Source organism: Vibrio sp. S11_S32 (assembly GCF_014694465.1).
In the GTDB taxonomy this organism is placed as follows: Bacteria; Pseudomonadota; Gammaproteobacteria; order Enterobacterales; family Vibrionaceae; genus Vibrio; species Vibrio algicola.
Window position 1 is genome coordinate 26,433 of the sequence record NZ_JAAUWS010000018.1, and the last position, 25,173, is coordinate 51,605.

Consider the following 25,173-nt stretch of genomic DNA (forward strand, 5'->3'; position numbering starts at 1 on the left):
TTATGACGTTGAGTGAAAGGTGGCGCTGAAATTGAACGAGGTGGCTACAACGTCGAAACATTACCGAGATAAAAGGAATGTGGCTCGATATTTAATTATATCGAGCCACGAAAAAAGCATATTAGACTAGCGGCTATACCTTTTTACCATCAGGAACGAAGACATAGCCTAATCCCCAGACAGTTTGAATATAACGAGGGTGACTTGGATCTTCTTCAAGCATACGACGCAAACGTGAGATTTGAACATCAATCGAACGTTCCATTGCGGAATATTCACGACCGCGTGCCATATTCATCAGCTTATCTCGCGACATTGGGGTACGAGAGTGAGTCACCAAAATCTTAAGTACCGCAAACTCACCAGAGGTCAGTGGCATTGGCTCTTCTGCGCGAAACATTTCACGCGTCCCTAGGTTTAAAGTGAATTCACCAAAAGTGACAATTTCTTCATCTGAGCTTGGCGCGCCTGGGGCTTCAACCGATTGACGACGTAGAACCGCGCGTAAACGAGCCAGTAATTCGCGTGGGTTAAATGGTTTTGGTAGGTAATCATCGGCGCCCACTTCTAGCCCAACAATACGATCAATCTCATCGCCTTTAGCGGTTAACATCACAATCGGCAGTTGGTTGTTGTCATGGCGCAGGCGACGACAAATAGAAAGACCATCCTCGCCTGGTAGCATTAAATCGAGCACCATCAAGTGGAAGTTTTCGCGAGTTAACAAGCGATCCATTTGCTCGGCATTGGCCACACTACGTACTTGAAAACCTTGCTCGGTTAGGTAGCGCTCTAATAATGAACGTAAACGTGCGTCGTCATCGACCACTAAAATCTTATAGTTCTCTTGCATCTTATTTTCTCGCATTATTGAAGGCTTTCCGAAACATCTTGTCATCATGACAAAACATGAGCAAAGAATAAAATAGAATCGAAATTTTAATATAAAGCAAATGTAACGGATATTCTTTGATTTTATCTATTTTATTCATTGTTAACCTCAAAATATCGAGTTTTTGACTCAACTAACGAGGATGGGGGTCATGCAGATATAAACTTAAGTTTGTATTTTATGTGATATAGGTCATGATTGCACGATGTTCATTTGCTATTGTGTATCATTATTAACCTATTTTGTTACCTCTGTTAAGCGATTCGTTATTAATGAATCGAAAATTGATCTCATAAGGACCTATCAATGAAAAAGTTAATGTTAACTGCAGTTTTGACCAGTGTATTTGCCGTGACGGGTGCTCATGCTGATACTACACCTGTTATGTTTTCTAGTATTAAACACTTTAATGCTCCGGCTAAAAATGAAGTTAAAGGCGTTCGAGTGAGTGCGCTTCATGGTCAAGTTGACAAAGTTACGGGTTTGGATGTTTCTATTCTTGGTATGTCGCAAACCAAGGATACGGTTGGAGTAAATATTGGCTTATTCTTTGGTGGTAACCGAGTCACAAACAGCATGACTGGTGCATCATTTGGTTTATTTAACATTCATGATGGTGACGATTTAGGAGCAAACTTAAGCCTTGTTAACATTACTAATAATGTGAGAGGCGCTAACGTTTCTTTTGTTAACTATTCTGAAGGCAACACGATGGTGGATGTCGGCGCGGCGAGTATTTCTGATGCTTCAACGGTTCAAGTTGGCATTTTTAATATGACGAAGAAAATTGAAGGGGTGCAAATTGGCTTGATCAACTGCGCTGAAAACGGTTTCTTCCCATGCTTCCCTATCGTGAACTTTGCCAAATAATCGTGATTAAAGGCAATTAAAAACGGAAAAGACTGAAAGGGATCCTTAAAGTAATATGAGGATCTCTTGTCTTTTGGGGTTTTAGTGCTCTATTGTTGGTAACGAATAGCGTTAACACACCACTCTTTTTCACCTTCTGGGGTTTTTACCACCACTTCGTCATCGACTTCTTTTTTGAGTAACGCACGCGCCATCGGCGAATCAATTGAAATATAGTTTTTCGCATCGCCATAGATCTCTTCTGGCCCGACGATTTTAAATTGCTTGATTTCTCCCACTTCATTTTCGATCTCTACCCAAGCGCCAAAGAACACTTTTCCTTCTTGTTGTGGGGAGTAATCGACCACGGTCACTTCAGGTAGAAACTTGCGTAAAAACCGTACTCGACGATCGATTTGGCGCAATAAACGCTTGTTGTATTGATAATCGGCATTCTCACTACGGTCGCCTAAACTGGCCGCCCAAGTCACTATTTTAGTCACTTCAGGACGCTGCTTATGCCACAAATGGTCGTGTTCAGCTTTTAGTTTATCGTAACCCTCACGGGTGATCAGTTTGGTTTTCACTCACGTATCCAACTGGCTTTATAGTTAAGGGCCAAGCGAAGCCACCAAAGCAACCGCTTAACCTATAGGGAGTTTGAAATTATCGTTTTTTAACCGGATAAGCAATGCTGGGTTATAAAATCCGTCATGATTGAGTGAATTTGTGCAACCACAGGGATTAATCACTTGCCCCCACCAACATTAGCTTGCAGAATCAGTAGCAATGCCCATGCCCATAAAAAGTAAAACTAATTCCAAAGAAGAGAGACCATGAGCCAATCGAATCAAATTTGTAAAATTATCGCCCAAGAGTTGAATGTTCGACTAGAACAAGTGACCGCAACGGTGACTTTAATTGACGATGGCAATACGGTGCCATTTATTGCTCGTTACCGTAAAGAAGTGACCGGCGGCTTGGATGACACTCAACTGCGTAATCTCGATAGCCGTTTAAGCTACTTGCGCGAGTTGGACGATCGCCGTCAAACCATTCTCAAATCGATTCGTGAACAAGATAAACTGACTCCAGAGCTTGAGCGAGAAATCCTTGCCACAGACAGTAAAACACGCCTTGAAGACTTATATTTACCTTATAAACCTAAGCGTCGGACTAAAGGTCAAATTGCGATTGAAGCTGGGCTTGAACCGCTCGCCGACTCACTGTGGAATAACCCGCAATTTGAGCCAGAAGTGGAAGCGGCAAAGTATGTTAAAGATTCCATTGCTGATACCAAAACCGCATTGGATGGTGCGCGTGCGATCATTATGGAACGAATGGCGGAAGATGCCAATTTACTCGAGAAAGTGCGTGCTTACTTACAAAAAAATGCAGAGCTGCAATCGCGTGTGGTGACGGGAAAAGAGCGGGAAGGTGAGAAGTTTAAAGATTATTTCGAGCACAATGAACGCATTAGTCGGGTGCCATCTCACCGCGCTTTGGCGATGTTACGCGGTCGAAATGAAGGTTTCTTGCAGTTAAGCCTCAATGCCGATCCCGCGCAAGAAGAAGGCGTTCGCGGATCATATTGTGAAACCATTATTGCGGAGCATTACCGAGTGCACTTTAATCAAGCTCCGGCGGATATGTGGCGTAAACAAGTGATCAGTTGGGCATGGCGCATCAAAATTTCGATGCATCTTGAAACCGAATTGATGGGCGCAATGAAAGAGCGCGGCGAAATTGACGCGATTGAAGTATTTGCTACCAACTTAAAAGATTTATTGATGGCAGCGCCGGCTGGTCCTCGGGCAACACTAGGTTTAGATCCTGGTTTACGCACAGGTTCCAAAATTGCGGTGGTTGATGCCACCGGTAAAGTACTGGCTACCGACACCATTTATCCGCATCAGCCGCATAATAAAATTGAGCAATCCGCGCGCGTAGTTGAACAATTAATCAAGCAACACAACGTGGATTTAATTGCGATTGGTAACGGTACCGCCTCGCGTGAAACCGATACCTTTGTGGCCGATATTATTAAACGCGGCAACTTAAGCGTGCAGAAAATCATTGTTAGCGAAGCGGGGGCGTCGGTGTATTCGGCCTCTGAGTTAGCAGCTAAAGAATTCCCAAATATGGATGTGTCGATCCGTGGCGCAGTATCAATTGCACGTCGCCTGCAAGATCCATTAGCAGAGCTGGTGAAGATAGATCCTAAAGCGATTGGTGTGGGTCAATATCAACATGATGTGAGTCAAAGCATGCTGGCAAAACGGTTAGATGCGGTGGTGGAAGATTGTGTTAATGCGGTGGGAGTGGACGTTAATATGGCCTCGGCGGCATTGCTGACTCGGGTAGCAGGGCTATCTACTACTATGGCGCAAAATATTGTCGATTACCGTGATGAGCAAGGTCGATTTGAAGCGCGTACCACACTGAAAAAAGTCCCACGTTTAGGGCCAAAAGCGTTTGAACAGTGCGCGGGTTTCTTGCGCATTATGAACGGTAAAAACCCATTAGATGCGTCTTCGGTTCATCCTGAAGCTTATCCTTTGGTGAAAGCCATTGCCGAGAAAAACGGTAAAACGGCGAAGAAAATCATGGGCGACAGTGACTTCTTGCGTAACTTGCACGCCAGTGACTACACCGATGAGCATTTTGGTCTGCCTACCGTGACCGATATTATTAAAGAGTTAGATAAGCCAGGACGAGATCCTCGCCCAGAGTTTAAAACTGCCACTTTTGCTGCGGGTATAACCGAAGTTAAAGATCTCGAGATTGGGATGATTTTGGAAGGTGTGGTCTCGAACGTTGCCAACTTTGGTGCCTTTGTTGATATTGGCGTACACCAAGATGGTTTAGTGCACATTTCCGCTTTAACCGACCGTTATGTTGCCGATCCGCGCGAAGTGGTTAAAGCCGGTGATATTGTGAAAGTGAAAGTGATGGAAGTGGATATCCAGCGCAAACGTATTGCCCTCACCATGCGCTTAACCGATGAGCCAGGTGAGCAAAACAGCCAACGCAGTGCTAAGCCCGACTCTCGTAATCAATCTGCTGGTAATCAAGCCGCTCGTAACCAGCCTGCAAGAAATCAACATCAAGCTAAAAATCGTTCATCGGCACCAGTAGAAAACGCCGCTATGGGAGGCGCATTTGCCGCGGCATTTGCCAAAGCGAAGAAGTAATAAAATACGCTGTCATCCCGAGGAGTCGAAGCGAACAAGATACAGGATCTCGCTTTTTATTTTGCCTATAAACTAAGAGCGAGATTCCGGATAGCTCGTTCCTCGCTTCCGGAATGACAGCAATAAAAAACGTCATCCCGAGGAGTCGAAGGTGACATCAGGGCTCTGTTAAAGCGTGTTGGGTCTTAAACTGTGGGATGTTTTTTTCGGCCCTCGAAACTAGGCTCTCGAAACTAGATTCTCAAAACCCGAGCGAAGCATCCCAGCTTTACCTGTATAAGGATATTTATGCCAGAACTACCGGAAGTCGAAGTCAGTCGTATGGGGATCACACCTCATCTGCTTGGGCAGACCATTGATAAGATCCACGTTAGACAACCCAAATTACGCTGGCCAGTACCAGAAGAAATCCAACGCTTGCAAGGCCAAACCATTGTAGCGATTTCCCGTCGCGCCAAATATTTGGTGATCGAAACGAAACAAGGTTGTGCGATTATCCATTTAGGCATGTCGGGAAATCTGCGGATATTGGATGGTTTTATTGAGCCCAATAAGCACGATCATGTCGATTTAGTCCTCACCAATGGCAAAGTGTTACGTTATCACGATCCAAGGCGTTTTGGTGCTTGGTTATGGTGTGAGCAAGGCACAGAACATGCGGTAATGGCACACCTTGGCCCTGAGCCTTTAACTGATGAGTTTAATCCTGAGTATTTATTTGCCAAATCACGCAATAAGAAAGTGGTGACCAAGCAATTTATTATGGATAACAAGATCGTAGTTGGGGTAGGAAATATTTACGCCAGTGAATCCTTGTTTAGCGCTAAAATTCACCCTAAAACGCCAGCTAATCAACTGACATTAAAACAAATCACCCTGCTGGTGGCCGAAATCAAAATCGTGCTAGAGCGCGCGATCAACCAAGGCGGTACTACGTTAAAAGATTTCAACCAAGTGGATGGCAAGCCCGGTTATTTTGCTCAAGAGCTGCAAGTGTATGGTAAAGCAGGTAAACCTTGCCCTGTCTGTTCAAACTTGATTCAGGATGAGAAAATAGGGCAAAGGAATAGCTTTTATTGTGAGAGTTGTCAGGTGAAAAGTTAGAAAAGCGGATCATTACACCTTCGTAGATTCGAGCTATTGGTTAGATTTTCAGATCCCGAACGCAGCGTCTTAGCTGTTATTTTAAGCGACTCGGAGCCGTATTTAATCTACCTTTTATACTTTCGCTTTGACCTTTCCTACCACATACGGATGCAAAAACTGGGTCACATCGCCGCCATGGATTGCCACTTCACGCACAATGGTTGAAGATAAAAAGGCAAACTCTTCGGTTGGGGTTAAGAACACGCTTTCCAGTTCTGGCATCAGCTTTTTATACATACTGGTTAAGCCAAATTCATATTCATAGTCTATGGTTGTGCGCAAACCACGGATAAGAATGTCGGTTTTCTGCTGTTTAGCAAAATCGACTAACAAACCTGAAAAGCCGATCGCTGTTACGTTATCTAATCCTTTTATCACTTCGGTGACCATATCAACCCGCTCTTGCAGATCGAACATGGTATTTTTACTTGGACTTTCTGCCACCGCGACAATCACACGATCAAACAGACGAGCACTGCGTTTGATGAGTTCAAAATGGCCATTAGTGATAGGATCAAAAGTGCCAGGATAAATCGCTTGAGTGGTGAGTTTAGTCATGATTAGTTTCACTGAACCTTAGTTTTAATTTATATCGCTATTCTACATGTAAGATTAAAGTATTATATACTGAAATGAAAAGGTTAGAATTGATTGTTGTTCACATTTTTATATGAGGTTACTAATGAAATACTTAATCACAGGTGCTGCTGGTTTTATCGGCAGTTCAGTTGTTGAACGCTTATGTGCACAAGGTCATCAAGTTATTGGTATTGATAATTTAAACGACTATTACGATGTTTCATTAAAGCAAGCCCGTATTGAGCGAGCAACCCATCAAAACTATCAATTTATCCAACTTGATTTAGCCGATCGTGATGGGATGGCGAATCTGTTTGAACAACAGAAATTTCAACGAGTGATCCACTTTGCCGGTCAAGCGGGTGTACGTTATTCAATTGATAACCCAATGAGCTATGCAGACAGCAACTTGGTGGGTTTTTTAACCGTACTAGAAGGTTGTCGTCACCATAAAATTGAGCACTTGGTGTATGCGTCTTCAAGTTCTGTTTACGGCTTGAATCAAAAAATGCCATTTAATACCAGTGATACGGTTGATCACCCAATTTCGCTTTATGCGGCGACTAAGAAATCAAATGAATTAATGGCACATACTTACGCACACTTGTATGGCGTACCCACTACAGGACTTCGATTCTTTACTGTATATGGTCCTTGGGGCCGCCCTGATATGGCATTATTTAAATTTACCAAAGCGATCATTGAAGGCAAAGAAATCGACGTTTACAACAATGGTGATATGCAGCGTGATTTTACTTACGTTGATGATATTGTTGAAGGTGTTATGCGAATTCAAGATGTTATCCCACAACCGACACCCGATTGGACAGTAGAAGCGGGATCGCCAGCCACCAGTTCTGCACCTTATAAAGTGTACAACATTGGCCATGGTAGCCCAGTAAAACTAATGGATTACATTGAAGCGCTAGAAGAGTCTTTAGGCATCGAAGCGAAAAAGAACTTTATGCCAATGCAACCGGGTGATGTGTATGCTACTTACGCTGATACTGATGACTTGTTCAAAGCTATTAATTACAAGCCACAGGTTAAGGTTAAAGAGGGTGTGCAAGCGTTCGTTGATTGGTATCGTGGGTTTTATAAGGTTTAACTGTAGGCAAATAAATGGGCAGCGGTAATATTGAGGATATGTAACTTTTAAAATGGCAATATCTAGATTATCTAGATACTGCCATTTTTATATCATGAGTTTTTATAAATCGAAATCACTTCTTACTATCTCAAACATAGCTATAACACTTTCGGGGGAAATCAAATTCATTGCTCGAGGATCTTTAACTCTTGTTCTCCACGGTAATTGTTCAATGGGGAGCGTGTGTTCTTTTGCTATCGCTTCTTTATATGCAGAAACAATATATTTTCGATATTGATATGGGCCTGTTCTTTCTGGATTATGGTGAGCATACAAACCTATAACGGGTGTATTCATTGCATTTGCCATATGAGTTGGCCCAGTATCTGGTGCAATAACTAAATCAGCAAGATCAATCAAAGCCAGTATTTGCTTAATTGAACTTTTGCCGACAAGATTGGTAACATTCGTGACTTGTCGTTGTATTCTTTGCGCTAAATCTAATTCGATTTGTGCGGGGCTACCCGCTAAAAAAACATGCCATCCTAATTTTTGAGCATGCTGAATAACCGCTACATAACCTTCTACTGTCCAGTTTTTATAAGCTTTACTTGCCGCGGGTACAATAATTAAATTTTTAGATGCGTTATTTTGATTGCTAAGATGTTGCAGAACCCATCGATTATCGTCTTCAGAATAAGGGATTGACCAAGTTGGGGTAATATCGGTTATCCCGAGCGTACTAGTAAAAGCCAGTAAGCCATCTAAAACATGTGGCGCTTCAGGTGATGGTACTTTCACATTGGTAAACCATGTTTGAAAATCCTGACTACGCTTAGCATCAAAACCTAATTTGTATTTCGCTTTTATTCCTAACGTTGCAACGCTGGCTCGCAAGGCATATTGCATATGAAGTAAAGCATCAAATTTCTGATCTTTAAGCTTCTTCCATAAAGAAAAATAGCCTTTAATGCCTTCTTTTTTATCAAAAACGACCACGTCAACCTTAGGAAGATCGTGGATTAACTGAGCTTCCAGTTTACCTGTTATCCAAGTGATTTTTGTGGTTGGCCATTGGCGTTGAATGCATTGTACTGCTGCAATGGTATTACACACATCACCAATGGCCGATAAGCGTAGGATGCAGATAGAGTTTGGTGCTGTGGTAAAAAGAGCCATGATAAAATTAACATCCTAAAGTTTGAGCAGCATAAAGTATAACCGTCCATGTTTTTGATTCGATTACTCTGATAATTTAAGATGTAATAAGAGCCTATTTGTCTTTATTGAGTAAAGATCGAATATACATGTCTTGTAATTTAGTATAATCATTTAAAAAATGAGGTTTTGGGTTATTGACCGGTATCTCTTTAGTGTGAATAAGGTCTTTATCCCAATAATAAAGATCTTGTGGTCTAGTTTTTGAATAGGCACCATCTGATGTAACGAGATGTGTTTCATTATAGCCAATATTATCAACAGTTTGTGTGCTTAATAAATTTTGGCCACCTAATGTGATGTAATCAGAATCAGATAAACTAAAGTGATATAGGGTTGGGAAGATATCCCGATGAGAGCCTATACGGTTACGATCATATTTATACGTTACATGTTCTAAAATGTTCTTAGGAATATGTAAATAAAATGGGACCGCATAACTGATGGCGTATTCATTCTTTAAACCTAGATTGATATTACGCATGTGATGGTCACCAGATGCTGCAATAATAGTCTTGCTGCCTAAGTTTGAGTGTTTAATTTCATGAATAAAATCACCTAATGAATTACTAGCATATTGATAAGTTTTTTCTGCCATGAGCGCTTCACTTTGACTATTGGCAATATTATCCTTTAACCTTTGTGTTAAATGAACAGGTTTTGCTTGGTAAGTACTTGGTAATGTATATGGGGGGTGATTGGTAATCGACATCATAAATATCATCTGGGGTTTTTTTGCTGTTTCTAATACATACTGAGCAAACTTAAAGGCGTATTCATCCGCTAAGCCCCATTCTGATTTGGTTTTCTTAGCTTCTGGATATTTTGCTAAAATAGCTGCTTCATCATAGAAATGATCAAAACCTTGATGACGCAAGTACTCACCAGAGTTCCTCCAACCACTATCCCCTGCATATATAAAGCTGACTTCATAACCTGCCTTTTTATAAGGAATGGTAGCTAAACTATCTAATTTTATTTTTTTGTAGGATGATTGACTAATGGTTGAGTGATTACTTTGGGTGAGCATCATCATAATGCTAGTCCATGTACCACTCGTTCCTGCTTGAAAACGCTTAAAAGTGAAGTCATCATTAAATTGTGAACGTAAAGAGCCTAGTAAATCGTTATTTTTTTCATCATCATCAACCAGATAATTGGTTCCCATGCTTTCCATTAACACAAGGAAAACGTTCGGCTTATTTTCTGCTAAGTAATTGTTTTTAGATGTACGATAAACAGGCGTATCTTGGCCAATGACCTTCTTCATTTGTGCTTCTAAAGCGGTTTTATCTACCGGCGGAAGGTTTTCTTCTTTTAAGTAATCTTTACGAGCCCAATCCATTGCCATGAAAGCATTGGGTGTAACTTTATTTAATGGAATAAAACTTGATATATTAGCATCATATCGGCCTAAAGGGAATGATCCTAATGCACCTCGAGCAAGTATGAAAAATACCAACACACTGATGAAGGCTGTCATTCCAACTCGTAATTTTGAAGGTATTTTATCGCTTGGCCTTTGTGTTAATTGTTGATGTCTTTGGATGGCAATAACTGAGATGTAGGAAATGATAATAGCGAAGGCGACAGCGCGTAATACTGGGTAGTCTTGCCACATACTAAGCGCGACAGCTTGAGTGTCATCATCAAAAAAACCAAACATAAACACATCGAAAAAATTACCATAGGTTTTATAGAAATAGTAATTCCCGATAGAAAATGCGACCCACAAGAAGACAATTAGAGAGGTATAGTAAAGGGAAAACGATTGAAATCGACGTTGCCATTTCTCTTTTATGGCTGTAATTGAACCTGCAAGAAACAACGGCATAAAAGCGATAATAGAGACTTTTAGATCAAACCTTAAACCAACCACTGTAGATAGCCAGAAATCATGTGTATACTGCAACACCTCATGAAGAGTGGTGATATTTAGCAGAAAGACAATGCGCGCAATACCTAGAATAAAAGTCGAGATCAATATTAAGATTAAGGTTTGGCGCAAGTTTTTTAAAAAAGTCAGTCGATACATAATTTTAATACCATTAAATAATTGAGCGTATTTTATAGAGTATTGATTATTTTGTCGATTGATTGATGGCAAAATAGAGCTTAATTTACCGGCAGAATGCCATACTTAAGTGTTAAATTATTTGGTTATTGATTTTTATGAAAAAAATAGTAGATGCTAGCTATCAAATTTGGTACGACGAATTTTTAATCTCTGAATCGGTTGCTTACAGTCTTGATCCTTGTTATTGGCAGGAAAATGATAAAATCATTGGTTCAGCACAAGGTCGAGGTACTACATGGTTTGTTCAGACACCAAAGCTAGCTGGAGCATTACGCCACTATCACCGAGGAGGGTTGTTGGGACGAATAGTGCGCGATCATTACTGGTTTATTGGTTGGAATAAAACGCGAAGTTATCAAGAGTTTATTGTGTTAGAGCATTTACTTAACAACGGAGTTCATGTCCCTAAGCCCATCGCCGCTAGAGCAACGAAAAAATATTTGTGCTACCAAGCCGATATATTGACTGAAAAAATTCCCAACGCTCAAGATATGATATCTATATTGAAAAAAGGCCCGCTTAGTTCAGAGATTTATATTAAAATGGGTGAGGAAATTCGTAAAATGCATGCCGCAAACGTAAACCATACCGATCTTAATATACATAATATCTTGATAGATGATGGCGGGAAGGTATGGATTATTGATTTTGATAAATGCCATATTGAATCTTCCTCTACATCTAATAGGACATGGCCATTATCTAACATGGAGCGTTTATTTAGGTCTTTTAACAAAGAGTTGGATAAGCATCAGATATACTGGAACAAAGAACAAGATTGGTCTGCACTGCAAGCTGGTTACTCTAATTAACCCACTCATTTAAATAGGTGTCGTTTTGAATCTAACATCATCAGATTTACCCACATTCAAGCAAAAACTTCATAGCCATGGTTGGGTTATTTTAATTAATGCTCTAATCGCCATGCTTATTTCATTGCGTTACTTTTCGTACTTACCTGTATTTCCTCAAGATGCTCTGAGTTTAAGCTTTATAGCTACAGGCATTTGGAGTCAAATGGCATCGCTAGCGGCAGTGTTCGGTCTTATTACTATTCCGATGTTGTTATTGCCTCGTTTGCCTCGACGTATTGTTATTGCCGTAATTGCTTCGTTTATGATTGGCATCTTGGTTATTGATACTTTTGTTTTTGCTCAATACCGTTTTCATATGAATGCAGTGATTGTTGCTTTGGTTTTCTCAGGTGATGTTGTTGATTTTCCACTTGTCACTTGGTTAATGGCGGCGGCTGGTGTTGTAGCGTTAATTGCTTTTGAGTTTTGGTTGGTGTGTAAGATGGAGTCTAACCCTAAATGTACGCAGCTTAAACTGGGGCGTAAATTTACTTACATTACAATTATCATGCTATTGATTTGTAATGGTCTGCATATTTGGGCGTCAGCTAACGTTTATCAACCAATTAATATTGTTAAGCAGTACTTACCCTTATTTCAACCTGCGACGGCCAATAGTTTTATGGCAAAACATGGTTGGTTAGATGAAGAGGCTGTAGCACAGCAAAAGGCAATGTCTTTAAAGGGCAATAGTAATCTTAACTATCCACTAAAACCATTAGTGTTAACGCCAGTTAAAAAACCCGTCAATATCATGTTTCTGATGATTGATTCATGGAGAACTGATACTTTTAATGCTGAAAATAGCCCAAATTTGTGGGCGTTAGCTCAACAGGGGGAGCGTTTTGATAATCACATATCGACTGGAAATGCGACCAGAACCGGAATCTTCGGTTTATTTTATGGTGTGCCTGGTACCTATTGGCACAGTTTTTTAGCCAACCATAAAGCCCCCGTGTTTATGGATCGCTTACAGCAAATGCATTATCAATTAGGGTTATTTGCCTCGGCTAAATTAACCTCACCAGAGTTTGATAAAACAGTTTTTGCCAATGTTCCGAATTTACGAATTCGCTCAAAAGGGGAAACATCACCAGAGCGTGATATTAATCTAACCAATGATTGGAAAAGCTGGTACGACAAACGAGATCAATCTAAGCCTACATTTTCTTTTCTATTTTATGATTCCCCGCATGCGTATGATTTTCCTAAAGGGTATTCTCATCAATACAAACCAATACTAGAGGATATCAATTACCTAGAATTGAATAATAAAACAGATGTGACACCGTTTATGAACCGTTATAAAACCAGTGTTCACTTTACCGATAGTCTAGCAAAACAAGTAATTGATAAACTGAAACAAACTGGTGATCTTGAAAATACGGTGATTATTATTAGTGGTGACCATGCTCAAGAACTCAATGATAATAAATTAAATTACTGGGGGCATAATAGTAATTTCACTCCAGCGCAAACTCATACTCCGTTTGTCATTGTTGGCCCTAATGTTCCGCATAATATAGGGGCACAATGGGGTAATAAGTTCACCAGTCATGAAGATGTGATCCCAACCTTGATGAAAAACTATCTTGGCGTGTCAAATGCAACCGATGATTACTCAACAGGTATCGATTTATTTGGTAAAGTCATCACAAGACCTTGGATGCTGATATCGAGTTATAGTGGTTATGGTGTTGTCACCAAGTCATCTATTTTAGAAGTGGGCGCTGCCGGTCAATCAAGTTACATGGATACTACCAATCATCCGAAAGAGGGCTCGCCAAACTTTAAATATGTTCAGCAAGCATTAGAACAAATTAGTCGCTTTAAAAAGTAATGATAAATAGAATGCTGGATATCTAACGGATCGGTATCCAGTGTTCTATTAAGTTCAATGTCTTAGCGATCGAGCCTTTGTTTTGCTCGACATAATCTTGCGCTACTCGGCCTTTGTTTTTTGCACTGTTAAGGTTAGAGAATAGAGTGTTTAGAGATGAATATAACTCTTGAGCATCATTGATAATCGCAACGCTATTGTTATTTATCAATGTGTTAGTAATATCTTTGAAGTTATAATAACTTGGCCCAGTTAGAATGGCTTTCCCTAGTGCTGCAGGCTCTAATAAGTTATGCCCACCAACTTTATCGCCAAGTAAACTCCCTCCCATAAAACAGATATCGGCAGCTTGAATTAAAAGCAGCATCTCGCCCATGGTATCGGCAAGATACACTTGAGTATTGTTACTTAAACTATCATTGTTTGCTCTTCTGGCGGTAATAAGGTCTGTCGATTGACATAGAGAGTAAACCCGGTCAAATCGCTCTGGATGTCTTGGTACTAAAATTAATAAGGCATCCGGTTGTGTCATGAGTAGTTGTTGGTGAGCTTGTAAAATGATCTCATCTTCACCTTGATGAGTACTTGCCGCAATCCATACAGGTCGCAATTTTGGCTGATCTTGATTGATGGTATCGCGCAATTTATTGCCATTAGAGATAACCGAGCTTGGAATGGTGATATCAAACTTTAAGCTGCCGGTGACATTCAGTTTTTGTACATCAACCCCAAGAGATTGAAAGCGGTTAGCATCATTTTCGTGTTGGCATAAAATAGTTGAGAGCCCATTAGATAGCAAATTGAATACAGATTGAATTTTAGCGTAACGTTGTGCGGAACGAGCAGACAAACGAGCATTAATGACGGTAATTGGAATATTACGTTTGGACACCAAATGTATCGTATTCGGCCATAGCTCCGTTTCCATTATCAGCATCATTTTTGGTTTAATCACGTTTAAAAATCCGCTAATGGCAAATGGCAAGTCTAGGGGCATATAACGATGCTCGGCTATACCGCTAAGCTTTTTAGCCTGCTCTGCACCTGTGCTGGTGGTCGTTGTGATCACGATAGGTGTATCTGGGTATTTATTCTTTAACGCTGTAATAAAAGGTGTCGCCGCAATGGTTTCACCTACAGAGACTGTATGGATCCATATAGGTTGACCTGATTGATTTTTTAATGGGGGAGTGATACCAAAATGTTCCTTCCAACGGGCACCAAATTTAGGTTTATTGGGTTTATTTTTGTATAGTCCAAGCAGTAAAAACGGACTAAATAGGCACAGAAGTAGGGTATAAAGAGATCGCAATATCATAATATAGGCCGTCATACTCATTGGAGTAGCAATAATTAAAACAAAATATCGTGAAAAGAGTCACAGTTAGGTAGAATAGCAGTATTAATCAAAACTCTAAATAGAGGAAGTAACAGTGGACCAACCCCGTCGCTATCTGATGTATATTTCACAAAATTATTCATATGCTATGTTGCGACCTCTACAAGCTGAAATAATTAAGCAAGGTGGGGAGGTTTGTTGGTTCATTGAAGGAAAGGAAGCCAATCCAAATTTTTTAACGTCAAATGAAACTCGCTTACTGAATGTAGAGCAAGTGCAAGACTGGAAGCCAGATGCAGTGTTTATTCCTGGTAATATTGTTCCAAGGTTTATTCCCGGCATTAAAGTGGGCGTTTTTCATGGTTTTCATTCAGGTAAAAGACAATTACAACACTTTAAAATCCGTGGCTGCTTCGACTTATACTGCACGCAGGGGCCGAACACAACAGAAACGTTTGAACAATTAGCTAAACAACATGGCTTCTTTAAAGTAAAAGAAACCGGCTGGGCAACTCTCGATCCATTGTTTACACCAACGGACAATAATCCTTATCAGTCTTTGGCCGATAAGCGCCCTGTAGTATTGATGTGTTCAACCTTTACTGAGCGTTTGTCCTGCGCCGAAACGGTTTATGACGAAATTAAGCGTTTATCGAATAATGGAAAGTGGCGTTGGTTAGTGCAATTCCATCCTAAAATGTCGAAAAGCACGATTGCTAAGTACAAGGCATTGGAAAGCGATAACCTAACCTTTGTTGAAACGGATAATGTAATACCACTGCTACAAGCTGCTGACATCATGTTTTGTGATACATCATCGATTATCCAAATGTTTTTACTGCAAAATAAACCAGTTGTAACATTTAACAATCAAATGGCCGATAACTATTTAATCAATGTTACCGAAGTTGAGGCAATAGAAAATGCATTGAAAGCAGCGTTCAATCCAAGTGATGAATTAATATCTAATATAGAACAATACTGTCAGCTATTACATCCTTATCGAGATGGCGTATCGAGTCAACGAGTACTTATGGCAACTAACGAACTGATCGATACTGGACTGGTCGGATTAAAGAGAAAACCGTTGAATTTAGCGCGTCATTATAAACTTCGAAAAAAGCTAAATTATTGGAAATTGAAATGAAAGGACGAGATAAAATGCAAAGTAAACCATTAAAACACACTTTATCTGTCATTGTGATTACCAAAAATGAAGAAGATAGAATTCGAGGTTGTTTAGATTCAGTTAAAGATATTGCCGACGAAATTATTGTTTTTGATAGTGGTTCGGATGATTCAACGGTTGAAATTTGTAAAACCTATACCGAATATGTATACCAAACAGATTGGCCTGGTTTTGGTAAGCAAAAGCAAAGAGCTTTATCGAAAGCTACTTGCGATTGGGTGCTAACTATTGATGCTGATGAAGCTTTAGATGAACAGCTAAAGCAATCTATCCAACAAGTTTTATTACAAGAAACAATCACTCCTACAGCGTATAAATTTAAATGGGGAGTGACTATTTACGGTACAACGTTAAAGTATGGTCGTAGTGCGCGATATGTTACCCGTTTAATTAAGCGAGAAGGTGCCTACTTTACCGAAGATGAAGTACATGAGTCGATCATCGCGCCTAAAGGTTCAACCGGAAAATTAACCGGTTTTTTACTCCATTTCACTCATCGTGATTTTGGTCATGGACTTGAAAAATCGGCTAAATATGCCTGGCTAGGATCGCAAAAATATCACCGTAAAGGTAAGAAAAGCCATGGACTTTTTGTCGCACTATTACGTTCATTTTGGGTTTTTTTCCATATCTATTTTATTCGTAAAGGTTTTTTAGATGGTGGGATCGGTTTTATTATGGCAATTCGCTATGCGACAGGCAGTTTTAATAAGTATGCTGGACTGTGGGTTTTGGAACGAGGAAAGGCATAATGCCATTAAAATTAGAATATAGCGTAGCGAAAGAATATAACTTTGGCGACGATTTAAACCCTTGGTTATGGCCTAAATTATTAGGTAATGTTCTAGGAGAAAGCGAGGACCGGTTCTTTTTAGGCATTGGTACTGTGTTAACCGATAAACGTATAAATCAGCAATTAAAAGATGCAAAAGAAATCGTTATCTTTTCGTCCGGAGCGTGGGGGAAAAAAAGTTGCCCTACATTAACCGAAAACTGCAAAGTGTATGGTGTTCGAGGCCCAAGAACCGCCAAATTGTTGGGTTTAAGTGACGACTATATTATTGGTGATGGTGCATACTTAATTAACCAAGTCGATTATCCTAAAGCGGATAAAATCAAAGGTCGAATTGGATTTATTCCTCACCATAAAAGTGAAGATTATCTCGATTGGGAAGCAGTTTGTAATAAGGCGGGATTAACTTTTATTTCAGCCAAACAACCAATAGAAGATTTCTTAATTGCGATTCAACAATGTGAATCGATAATAGCAGAGGCTATGCATGGTGCTATTATGGCTGATGCATTAAGGATCCATTGGATTGGTGTGACTTATTCACCTCTTTTTGAGTACGAAAAGTGGTTTGATTTTACAGAAGCGCTCGGAATTAAGTTAGAGTTGCAACCATTGCCATTTATTGCAAGTAAGCCATTATCGATATCTAAAAATATTGAAAATACCTTTAAGAAAATAATAAGCAAGCTATTCATCTCAAATGAAAAATGGGATAGATTGCCAGTTGTTTGGTCGGGAGTTAGTGCTGATGGAGTTCAACCAATACTCGCCCATATAAACAGTATTATAAATGGAAAAAAGACACAGCTGAGCTCAGAGCTATGTTTTGAAGCTATTTGTAATGCTCAAGTCGTACAATTGAATAAACTGAAATTTAATTATGCTATTAGTGGTGATGGAATATGAATGAAAATATTCATGCAATATGGCTAGGTGATAAACTTACTCCTTTAGCTCATGTATGTATAGATGATTGGAAAAAGCAAGGTTATACGTTTAAATTATGGACAGAGAAAGATCCTGAAATAATAAGCTGGATAGAGTCATGTGAGTTTACGAGAGAGTGCTATAAACGAAAACTATATGCTTTTGTCAGTGATTATTTGAGATTAAAAGTGTTACAGCATTCGGGCGGATTATATTTAGATACAGATGTGACAATACAAAAAAACCCATTTAAGCTTTTTAGTGGTTATAAATTTGTTGCTGGTTATGAGAGTGAAGGTGTGCTTGGAACTGCAGTTATTTATGCAGAAAAAGACTCAAAGATATTAGAGTCAGTAATATCATTTTATGAAAAAAAAATCATCCAGTCTGATTTATATATGGGGCCTGCGGTGTTGAATTATCTATCTGATCAGTATAATTTTAGTAATGTAGAAAAATGTGCGATGTATAGTGTCGATTATTTTTATAATTACAAAAATGAAGCGATAGAATTTATAAAACCTAACGAATCATATTTAACACATTGGTTTCAATTTAGTTGGAAGAAAAATAAAGGCTTAAATTATCTAAAGTCTAAGCATCTTGGATTGTGGGGGCGTATTTATGTTTGGCAAAAAAGCGTCTTTAGATTTTGAGTTTTAAATTCAAATAATTTATTAGTTAAGTGAAAAGTATAGAAACATGGGAATATAACATTACTTACAACTTCGCCTGTCTTTTGTAATGTGTATGATTCGAAGTTGTTCGTAATAATCCAGAAAATGAAAAATAATAAGCTAAGATAATACATTTCATTTGAGTCTTTTTGAAATGTAGTGCTTTTAATTAATGAAATATAGACGTATAGAAATAATAAAAGAGCCGGTGTGCCATACTGCACAACAAGCTCAATATAAGAGTTATGTAAATGCGAAAACTGAGCTTTAATATAGCTTGGTAAATCAGTTGATTGTGATATAACTAATCCTCGAGCCTCTTCACCGTAGCCAAATAGCGGGTTTTTCTGTATCCAAGGGAGTGCTTCAAGCCAGAAATGGATTCGTATTCCCGTGCTGGTATAAGGAAGATCTGAAATGTGACCGGTTAAAATTTCTGAAATTACATTCTTTTCACTATTACTGCGTTTGTCGACATAGCTAAACTGAGATGCAATCGATATCGCCAATAAAACAAGTGAAAGTGTAGATACTGATATCAAATAGAACATCTTTTTATTTGGCTTTTTAGTTATAATGTAAATAACAGGGGCAATTAAAAATGCCAAAGGGATTGCAAGCCATACTTGCCTCGATTGAGTTATTATAACGACAAGACCAAAATAAATTAGAAGTGTAATGAGACCTAAGAACATCGATGTTTTTTTTATCGTGAAGTGTTGAGTTAGAGAAAATACTGATTTTATGGAGTAAAAAACACAAATTATAAATGCTATACCGGAGAGAACCGCAGGGTGGTTGGCATTAACAACGCCATAATCTACACGCGTACCATTTAACCCTTGTTGAGTTTCTTGTATAAAATTAGTTGAGTGACTGTTGAATAATAAAAAAACCCCTACAATATAACAAGAAAGAAAAGCATGAACTCTTTTGGTGCTACCTTTTAACCAGTAAGCGATGATGATAAAAAAGAATAGCTTAGATAATACGCTGATTTTTGGCATAGATCTAGCTAGATCTGGGATGTAATATAATGATGCAACCCAAGCGGTAATAGTTAATAAGATGGAAATAAAAAGGCACTTAACCATTTTATCTTTAATGAAATAATTGCGATATTTATAAATGTGAAATAAACTACCTATAATCAGTATGGTTTGAAATATGTCACCTATTTCTCGATATGAATACTTGAGTAATGGATAGCAACAGGCACAAAAGAACATGATGTAATCAAATTGTTTAGAGTCTATTATTTTATCTTTCATGTTTTATCTTATATATTATCTTTTTTATTTGAGTTTTTAATCGATATAACTCTATGTAGATTTTATGGAATGCAGAAATACTGGGTTTTTGCTTTCTATATTTTGATATTGTACTTTCAGCATTAGAGCGACTAAATAAATCAGGTGAAATATGAATGCAATCTACGCCATGAATCCACGGTTTTTCCATATAATCATCAACCGGTTCGATAAAAATATCTGCGTAGTCTACGAATTTTTTAGCTGCAATTGGGCTTATGATATAGGCCGTTGTACCACAGGTATGCTTCTTATAGCGAATCAAGTGATGATTATTCTCCAGTTCAAGCACTTTCTTAAATGTGGACTTGTAAGTGGAAGATAACTTGATATATGGATGAATTTCAACATATTTTTCCATGTCGATGTGCATAGTGACGGTTTTTGCATCTTTACTTAGATCTACATTATCTTCAAGAATTACAATAGGCTCATTGATATCAATGCAGCGTTTCCATAACTCATAGTGACTAGCAAAGCATGCAATCTCGGTATCCAGTAAATAGTAGCCTTTTCTTTTATATGTTATTTCTGGCGCAGCACGTTCGGAATGCAGAAAGTGAGGAGTGGAGGCATCAATAGCATTAAAAAACTCAAAGATAAAACCTTGAGAGTCTAGTTGCTCTTTAATGCGTTTTCTTCTTTCTATTGAGCTACTTAAACTGACGACAAAAATCTTCATACCATTTTCTTCTTGGTTGAATAATCAAGTAAATTAACGTTATACGTCTTTTTTATGGGTAACAATGTAATCATTGTAAGATGTGATAGTCGTATAACATTATATTAGGGTGAAAACATTATGCTAAGCCTTATTAATCTCAGCCAAATATTCCGCCACACCATCAGCGACAGATTTAAACTCAACATCACAACCGGCAGCACGTAATTTAGTTAAACTTGCTTGGGTGTATTCTTGATAAGCGCCTTTTAGATGATCGGGGAACGGAATATTTTCAACAACCCCCTTCCCATGATGCTTAATGACTGCTTTTGCCACTTCACCGAAGGTTTCTGCGTTACCAGTACCACAGTTAAATATGCCAGATACGCCGTGTTCTAAGAACCAAAGATTCACCTTGCATACATCACCCACGTAGATGAAATCACGTTTAAATGTATTGCTGCCTTCAAACAGTTTTGCATTTTCGCCGGCTAGCAATTGATTGTTTAAATGGAAAGCGACTGATGCCATGCCGCCTTTATGTTGTTCACGAGGGCCATAAACGTTGAAGTAACGGAAACCAGTAATTTGCGACAGAGTTTCACCGTGCTGCTCGGCATCTAACCATAAACGACGAACGTAGTTATCGAATTGTTGTTTAGAGTAGCCATAAACATTTAACGCACCTTCATATTCACGTTCTTCGATAAACTCTTGATCTTGTGCACCGTAAGTTGCAGCTGAAGAAGCATACAAGAATGGGATTTCACGCTCTAAACTGTAATGAAGTAATTCTTTAGAGTATTCATAGTTGTTGAGCATGATGAATTTTCCATCCCACTCAGTAGTTGCTGAACAAGCCCCTTCATGGAAAATGGCTTCAATCGGCCCGAAATCGTCACCGGCCATTATTTGAGTCAGAAAATCATCTCGGTCCATATAGTCAGTAATGTCTAGGTCTGCTAAGTTTTTGAACTTACGACCATTCTTAAGATTATCGACCACTAAAATGTCGTTAAGGCCAGAATCATTTAATGCTTTAATAATGTTACTGCCAATCATGCCAGCGCCGCCAGTTACGATAATCATAAATCTTTCCTATGACTCAAATTAAGTATTTAGAAATTATAACAGAATCGGGGAATGTAATGATAGAAAAAGCATGGGTTTGTTGCTAGGTACTTCAATTTTCTGTCATCTGTCATCTGTCATCCTTGAGGAGCCTAAGCGACATCGAGGATCTACATACAACGCGCAGGAATGAAACCTGCGACTTTATCTTTTAAATGATTATTGGAATGCACCCAAGTTCTTTATTAAGGACGGCTTCAAATTCACGTTTAGTACTAGGCTCACCATGAATCAAATGTATTTGTTTTATCTCAGAGCCTATCCCTTTAATAAACGCCAATAAATCTTCTTGATCTGCGTGTGCCGAGTAACCAGACATAGAATGAGTGTGAGCATTCACTATCACTTTTTCATCAGCAATAAAAACCGATGGATCACCATCTTGTAACTGTCGCCCCAGCGTTCCTTGCGCTTGATAACCGGCTAGAATGACATCGGTTTGCTTGTTGGGAAGAAGAGCTTGCAAGTAATTCATAATTCGGCCGCCGCTACACATGCCACTAGCCGAAACCACAATCGCAGGTTCATTGGTCGACGCTAAGCGATTCACCAGTTTTTGATGTTGATGATGACTTTCAACCGTGATCAATTGCTCAAAAGAAAGAGGATGGCGGCGCTGCTTATGGGTATCCATCGCGACTTCTTGATCCCACAAATGTTTAAAATTTTGATATTGCTGAGTGACTTTTAATGCTAACGGGGAATCAAGAATAATAGGCAAACGTTGCCAAAAGTCATCCGAGGTAGATTGAGTCTCAATGCTATGGGCAATCAAACGCTCAATATCAAACAACAATTCTTGGGTGCGCCCGACACTAAATGCTGGGATCAAAATAACACCGCCATTTTCAAGTGATCGAATCACGATCTCTTCCAATCGCTTTGAACGAGTCGCCACATCATCATGACATTTGTTGCCATAAGTGGTTTCAATCACCAAATAATTTGCTCGTTTCGGGGATTGAGGATCGGGTAGTAGCGGAGTATTTCGAGGGCCAAGATCGCCCGAGAACACAATCACTTCGTCATTAGGCAAAGTAACCTCAACATAAGCTGAGCCAAGAATATGCCCAGCAGGCTGAAAACAAATTTGAATGGCGTTTTCATCCGCTTTTATCTCAAATCGTTGGTCATAATCTAAAGGCACGAGCAATTTTTGGATCTTGGAGAGTACTCTTTGGTGTTGTTTTTGGTTTAAACCCAGTTGTAGCCTCAGGCCGTCATCTAACATCAATGGAATTAAAGCTGCAGTCGCGGGAGTGCAATATATTGGCTTATCAAACCCTGCTGCCAACAACCAAGGCAAACGGCCGATATGGTCAATGTGGGTATGAGTCACGATCAAAGCTTCAATATGTTCAATTGGAAACTCAATACTGAGCGATTCGATAGGATTCGATGTTGCATCCTTACCTTGGAACAGGCCGCAATCAATCAACACGCCTAAGTTGTTGATATTAAGTTCATGGCACGAGCCAGTAACCGTGTTTTTACCGCCATGGTGGGTTAAGTAGTAGTGGTGCTGCGGGTGTAGTCTATAATTGGAGGGCGTCATAAGAAACCTATCAATAACAAAGTAAACAATATGTTGTAATCTATGGGGTATTGTTTAGGAAATCTATCATTTTCAAGATTGAAATCAAGAAACTAGAGTCAATTATTGATAGCAGAATGTAACAAACAAAACGTCTCAAAAATAAGAGAGTATCTTGACCAACAATTGTCTTGTGATGCTCGCGCAAAGTTTCGGTTAATGATAAACTTCGCACAAATTTTTTACTTTCTTTTTAGATATACGCCTTGAGGATGCGTTTAACCTTAGGGCGGTAGCGTGTCAATTTCAGGAGTTCATGTGACCCAAGCACAATCCCCACAACCTCATTCATCCGAGCAAGCCCCGTTGCCTCCACACTACTACTATCAACAACCTCAAGATGATGAAATTGATCTTAGGGAATTGTTTGCTGCACTGTGGCAAGGCAAATGGACGATTATTGCTTGCACCGCACTGTGTACCATACTGGCCATCGCTTATGCATTATTAGCGGAAGAAAAATGGACATCAACAGCGGTTATCGCAAAGCCACAACCAAGTGAATTTTCAGAATATCAAACTCAGGTTAGCCAATATCAACCGATCTTTGACGTATACCAACAAGATGGTACAGTCTTAGTCAGTCACAAACTCGATGATTTTAGTCAGCCTCAAACTTTGTTCGATATATTTATGCAAGAGTTTGATGTGCGTAGTAATAAAAAGAGATATTTAGAACATTCACGCTTATTCAAGATGGCGTTAGCAGATTTAAAAACAGATAAAGGTTCGGAGTTAACAAGTGATGATACCGCTAAATTATACTCTGAATGGTATAAAAAATTATCGTCAAAGCTTGTGGATTCAAAGCAGACGAAAGGCCCTTATATATTAACAGCTGAGTCGATTACCGCAGAAGACAGTTTTGAGTTTTTAAAAGGCTATGTCGATTCAATTAATAAGCGATCTCAGAAGATTGCGTTAGATAACTTACGCTCTGCAGTTAGCGCCAAGAAAAATGAATTATTGCAACAACGTAATATTTTAACCGACCAAGCAGAGAATCGCTTACAAGTAGAAAAAGAAACCACTCAATATGCACTCGATATTGCCAAATCAGCTGGCGTGAAAACACCAGTACAAAACCTAGGCGCTAACGAAGTATTCGCCATTAACTTAGGCACCAATGCATTAGCGGCCAAAATTACCGCACTGAATCAAGTCAAAAACTTAAGTATTATAGAGCCTCGCCTACAACAAACCGCGGCTAAGTTATCATTGTTGACTCATCTTAATATTGATAACAACGTAAAATTTGATGTTAAGCAGTACTTGGAAGAACCAGAGAAGCCAATTAATCGAACAGCACCTAAGCGATCTTTGATTGCGATGTTAGGATTATTGTTAGGTGGGATGATTGGTGTTGGTGTTATTTTAGTAAGATTTGTTTTTTCAGAAAAGAAGAGTTCTTAGACTATGAAAATCTTGATCACAGGCGGTGCAGGTTTTATCGGATCTGCTGTTGTTCGCCATATAATCGATAACACATCAGATAGTGTTATTAATCTAGATAAACTGACCTACGCGGGTAACCTTGAATCTTTAACTTCAGTTGAAAATAATAAGCGTTATTGTTTTGAGAAAGTTGATATCTGTAACCGCGCAGAATTAGATCGAGTATTTAAAGCTTACCAACCAGATGCTGTTATGCACTTAGCCGCTGAATCTCATGTTGATCGCTCCATCACGGGCCCTGCTGAATTTATTCAAACCAATATTGTGGGTACTTATAACCTACTAGAAGCGGCGCGAGAATATTGGAATGGTCTAGATGACAACGCGCAACAGGCTTTTCGTTTTCATCATATTT

Annotated in this window: 22 protein-coding genes; 12 read left to right on the forward strand and 10 right to left on the reverse strand. The window is 39.2% G+C overall.

All coding sequences use genetic code 11. The features are described from left to right. Positions 1–133 precede the first annotated feature (133 nt). Entirely contained in the window at positions 134–853 is a 720-nt protein-coding gene (gene ompR / locus HC723_RS10380) for an osmolarity response regulator transcription factor OmpR (RefSeq protein WP_194704532.1), read from the reverse strand. 345 nt (positions 854–1,198) lie between these two features. Here ompR and HC723_RS10385 point away from each other — a divergent pair, with 345 nt between their 5' ends. Continuing rightward, positions 1,199–1,762 carry a VC2662 family protein gene (locus HC723_RS10385; protein ID WP_153445903.1) on the forward strand — a complete coding sequence of 188 codons (564 nt, stop codon included), beginning with the start codon at positions 1,199–1,201 and terminating at the stop codon, positions 1,760–1,762. Positions 1,763–1,851: 89 nt separating this feature from the next. Here HC723_RS10385 and greB read toward each other — a convergent pair whose 3' ends face one another. Continuing rightward, positions 1,852–2,328: a transcription elongation factor GreB gene (gene greB, locus HC723_RS10390; RefSeq protein WP_153445905.1), complete on the reverse strand. Its 477-nt coding sequence runs from the start codon at positions 2,326–2,328 to the stop codon at positions 1,852–1,854. A 249-nt stretch (positions 2,329–2,577) separates the two neighbouring features. Here greB and HC723_RS10395 point away from each other — a divergent pair, with 249 nt between their 5' ends. Together HC723_RS10395 and mutM are read left to right on the forward strand one after the other, a co-directional pair. After that, positions 2,578–4,935 (forward strand): Tex family protein, encoded by a 2,358-nt coding sequence (locus tag HC723_RS10395; RefSeq protein ID WP_190339010.1) that lies wholly within the window; start codon positions 2,578–2,580, stop codon positions 4,933–4,935. Positions 4,936–5,223: 288 nt separating this feature from the next. Then, positions 5,224–6,039, forward strand: a complete 816-nt coding sequence (mutM, locus tag HC723_RS10400; protein WP_153445909.1) for a bifunctional DNA-formamidopyrimidine glycosylase/DNA-(apurinic or apyrimidinic site) lyase — start codon at positions 5,224–5,226, stop codon at positions 6,037–6,039. Between the two features lie 114 nt (positions 6,040–6,153). Here the strand turns inward: mutM and coaD are convergent, their stop codons facing one another. Continuing rightward, a complete protein-coding gene (gene coaD / locus HC723_RS10405; protein WP_153445910.1) occupies positions 6,154–6,639 on the reverse strand; it encodes a pantetheine-phosphate adenylyltransferase in 486 nt (161 codons plus the stop codon). A gap of 124 nt (positions 6,640–6,763) precedes the next feature. Between coaD and HC723_RS10410 the strand changes: the two genes are divergently transcribed. Beyond that, the gene (locus HC723_RS10410; RefSeq protein ID WP_153445912.1) at positions 6,764–7,768 is read left to right on the forward strand and encodes an NAD-dependent epimerase; all 1,005 of its coding nucleotides are present in this window, start codon (positions 6,764–6,766) and stop codon (positions 7,766–7,768) included. A gap of 102 nt (positions 7,769–7,870) precedes the next feature. Here HC723_RS10410 and HC723_RS10415 read toward each other — a convergent pair whose 3' ends face one another. After that, the gene (locus HC723_RS10415) at positions 7,871–8,929 is read right to left on the reverse strand and encodes a glycosyltransferase family 9 protein (protein WP_190339011.1); all 1,059 of its coding nucleotides are present in this window, start codon (positions 8,927–8,929) and stop codon (positions 7,871–7,873) included. Between the two features lie 94 nt (positions 8,930–9,023). Then, positions 9,024–11,003, reverse strand: a complete 1,980-nt coding sequence (locus HC723_RS10420; protein ID WP_190339012.1) for an LTA synthase family protein — start codon at positions 11,001–11,003, stop codon at positions 9,024–9,026. Positions 11,004–11,140: 137 nt separating this feature from the next. On the opposite strand from HC723_RS10420, the gene HC723_RS10425 reads away from it, so the two are divergent. Then, positions 11,141–11,857, forward strand: a complete 717-nt coding sequence (locus tag HC723_RS10425; RefSeq protein ID WP_190339013.1) for a 3-deoxy-D-manno-octulosonic acid kinase — start codon at positions 11,141–11,143, stop codon at positions 11,855–11,857. Positions 11,858–11,882: 25 nt separating this feature from the next. After that, positions 11,883–13,739 carry a DUF3413 domain-containing protein gene (locus tag HC723_RS10430; protein ID WP_238925450.1) on the forward strand — a complete coding sequence of 619 codons (1,857 nt, stop codon included), beginning with the start codon at positions 11,883–11,885 and terminating at the stop codon, positions 13,737–13,739. Positions 13,740–13,761: 22 nt separating this feature from the next. Here the strand turns inward: HC723_RS10430 and waaA are convergent, their stop codons facing one another. Continuing rightward, positions 13,762–15,057 carry a lipid IV(A) 3-deoxy-D-manno-octulosonic acid transferase gene (gene waaA / locus HC723_RS10435; RefSeq protein WP_190339014.1) on the reverse strand — a complete coding sequence of 432 codons (1,296 nt, stop codon included), beginning with the start codon at positions 15,055–15,057 and terminating at the stop codon, positions 13,762–13,764. Between the two features lie 115 nt (positions 15,058–15,172). Here waaA and HC723_RS10440 point away from each other — a divergent pair, with 115 nt between their 5' ends. From HC723_RS10440 to HC723_RS10455, 4 genes are read left to right on the forward strand one after another with little or no spacing between them, the layout of a single operon-like run. Then, entirely contained in the window at positions 15,173–16,225 is a 1,053-nt protein-coding gene (locus tag HC723_RS10440; protein ID WP_342365714.1) for a CDP-glycerol glycerophosphotransferase family protein, read from the forward strand. Then, positions 16,222–17,019, forward strand: coding sequence for a glycosyltransferase family 2 protein (locus HC723_RS10445; protein ID WP_238925451.1), 798 nt, complete (start codon positions 16,222–16,224; stop codon positions 17,017–17,019). The genes HC723_RS10440 and HC723_RS10445 overlap by 4 nt, the downstream gene beginning before the upstream one ends. Continuing rightward, positions 17,019–17,966 (forward strand): polysaccharide pyruvyl transferase family protein, encoded by a 948-nt coding sequence (locus tag HC723_RS10450; protein WP_190339015.1) that lies wholly within the window; start codon positions 17,019–17,021, stop codon positions 17,964–17,966. Before HC723_RS10445 ends, HC723_RS10450 begins: the two co-directional genes overlap by 1 nt. Next, a complete protein-coding gene (locus tag HC723_RS10455; protein WP_190339016.1) occupies positions 17,963–18,643 on the forward strand; it encodes a glycosyltransferase family 32 protein in 681 nt (226 codons plus the stop codon). The genes HC723_RS10450 and HC723_RS10455 overlap by 4 nt, the downstream gene beginning before the upstream one ends. On the opposite strand, the gene HC723_RS10460 is transcribed toward HC723_RS10455, so the two are convergent. The 4 genes from HC723_RS10460 to HC723_RS10475 all read right to left on the reverse strand — a co-directional run bounded on the left by HC723_RS10460 (position 18,610) and on the right by HC723_RS10475 (position 23,324). After that, positions 18,610–19,935 (reverse strand): O-antigen ligase family protein, encoded by a 1,326-nt coding sequence (locus HC723_RS10460; protein ID WP_190339017.1) that lies wholly within the window; start codon positions 19,933–19,935, stop codon positions 18,610–18,612. The genes HC723_RS10455 and HC723_RS10460 overlap by 34 nt on opposite strands. Further along, positions 19,925–20,656, reverse strand: a complete 732-nt coding sequence (locus HC723_RS10465; RefSeq protein WP_190339018.1) for a glycosyltransferase family 25 protein — start codon at positions 20,654–20,656, stop codon at positions 19,925–19,927. The genes HC723_RS10460 and HC723_RS10465 overlap by 11 nt, the downstream gene beginning before the upstream one ends. A 123-nt stretch (positions 20,657–20,779) precedes the next feature. Continuing rightward, positions 20,780–21,727, reverse strand: a complete 948-nt coding sequence (rfaD, locus tag HC723_RS10470; protein WP_190339019.1) for an ADP-glyceromanno-heptose 6-epimerase — start codon at positions 21,725–21,727, stop codon at positions 20,780–20,782. 193 nt (positions 21,728–21,920) lie between these two features. After that, positions 21,921–23,324 (reverse strand): MBL fold metallo-hydrolase RNA specificity domain-containing protein, encoded by a 1,404-nt coding sequence (locus tag HC723_RS10475; RefSeq protein ID WP_190339020.1) that lies wholly within the window; start codon positions 23,322–23,324, stop codon positions 21,921–21,923. Between the two features lie 276 nt (positions 23,325–23,600). Between HC723_RS10475 and HC723_RS10480 the strand changes: the two genes are divergently transcribed. Together HC723_RS10480 and HC723_RS10485 are read left to right on the forward strand one after the other, a co-directional pair. Beyond that, positions 23,601–24,776 (forward strand): Wzz/FepE/Etk N-terminal domain-containing protein, encoded by a 1,176-nt coding sequence (locus tag HC723_RS10480; RefSeq protein ID WP_190339021.1) that lies wholly within the window; start codon positions 23,601–23,603, stop codon positions 24,774–24,776. Positions 24,777–24,779: 3 nt separating this feature from the next. Then, positions 24,780–25,173, forward strand: a 394-nt coding sequence (locus HC723_RS10485) for a GDP-mannose 4,6-dehydratase (protein ID WP_190339022.1), incomplete at its 3' end; no start/stop codon positions are given.

Bases quoted from the DNA above. Each gene is read 5' to 3' on its own strand.
- HC723_RS10465 (WP_190339018.1), bottom strand. From the start codon at position 20,656: ATGAAGATTTTTGTCGTCAGTTTAAGTAGCTCAATAGAAAGAAGAAAA.
- waaA (WP_190339014.1), bottom strand. From the start codon at position 15,057: ATGATATTGCGATCTCTTTATACCCTACTTCTGTGCCTATTTAGTCCG.
- HC723_RS10415 (WP_190339011.1), bottom strand. From the start codon at position 8,929: ATGGCTCTTTTTACCACAGCACCAAACTCTATCTGCATCCTACGCTTA.
- HC723_RS10450 (WP_190339015.1), top strand. From the start codon at position 17,019: ATGCCATTAAAATTAGAATATAGCGTAGCGAAAGAATATAACTTTGGC.
- mutM (WP_153445909.1), top strand. From the start codon at position 5,224: ATGCCAGAACTACCGGAAGTCGAAGTCAGTCGTATGGGGATCACACCT.
- HC723_RS10475 (WP_190339020.1), bottom strand. From the start codon at position 23,324: ATGACGCCCTCCAATTATAGACTACACCCGCAGCACCACTACTACTTA.
- rfaD (WP_190339019.1), bottom strand. From the start codon at position 21,727: ATGATTATCGTAACTGGCGGCGCTGGCATGATTGGCAGTAACATTATT.
- HC723_RS10425 (WP_190339013.1), top strand. From the start codon at position 11,141: ATGAAAAAAATAGTAGATGCTAGCTATCAAATTTGGTACGACGAATTT.
- HC723_RS10410 (WP_153445912.1), top strand. From the start codon at position 6,764: ATGAAATACTTAATCACAGGTGCTGCTGGTTTTATCGGCAGTTCAGTT.
- ompR (WP_194704532.1), bottom strand. From the start codon at position 853: ATGCAAGAGAACTATAAGATTTTAGTGGTCGATGACGACGCACGTTTA.
- coaD (WP_153445910.1), bottom strand. From the start codon at position 6,639: ATGACTAAACTCACCACTCAAGCGATTTATCCTGGCACTTTTGATCCT.
- HC723_RS10460 (WP_190339017.1), bottom strand. From the start codon at position 19,935: ATGAAAGATAAAATAATAGACTCTAAACAATTTGATTACATCATGTTC.
- HC723_RS10395 (WP_190339010.1), top strand. From the start codon at position 2,578: ATGAGCCAATCGAATCAAATTTGTAAAATTATCGCCCAAGAGTTGAAT.
- HC723_RS10455 (WP_190339016.1), top strand. From the start codon at position 17,963: ATGAATGAAAATATTCATGCAATATGGCTAGGTGATAAACTTACTCCT.
- HC723_RS10385 (WP_153445903.1), top strand. From the start codon at position 1,199: ATGAAAAAGTTAATGTTAACTGCAGTTTTGACCAGTGTATTTGCCGTG.
- HC723_RS10420 (WP_190339012.1), bottom strand. From the start codon at position 11,003: ATGTATCGACTGACTTTTTTAAAAAACTTGCGCCAAACCTTAATCTTA.
- HC723_RS10445 (WP_238925451.1), top strand. From the start codon at position 16,222: ATGAAAGGACGAGATAAAATGCAAAGTAAACCATTAAAACACACTTTA.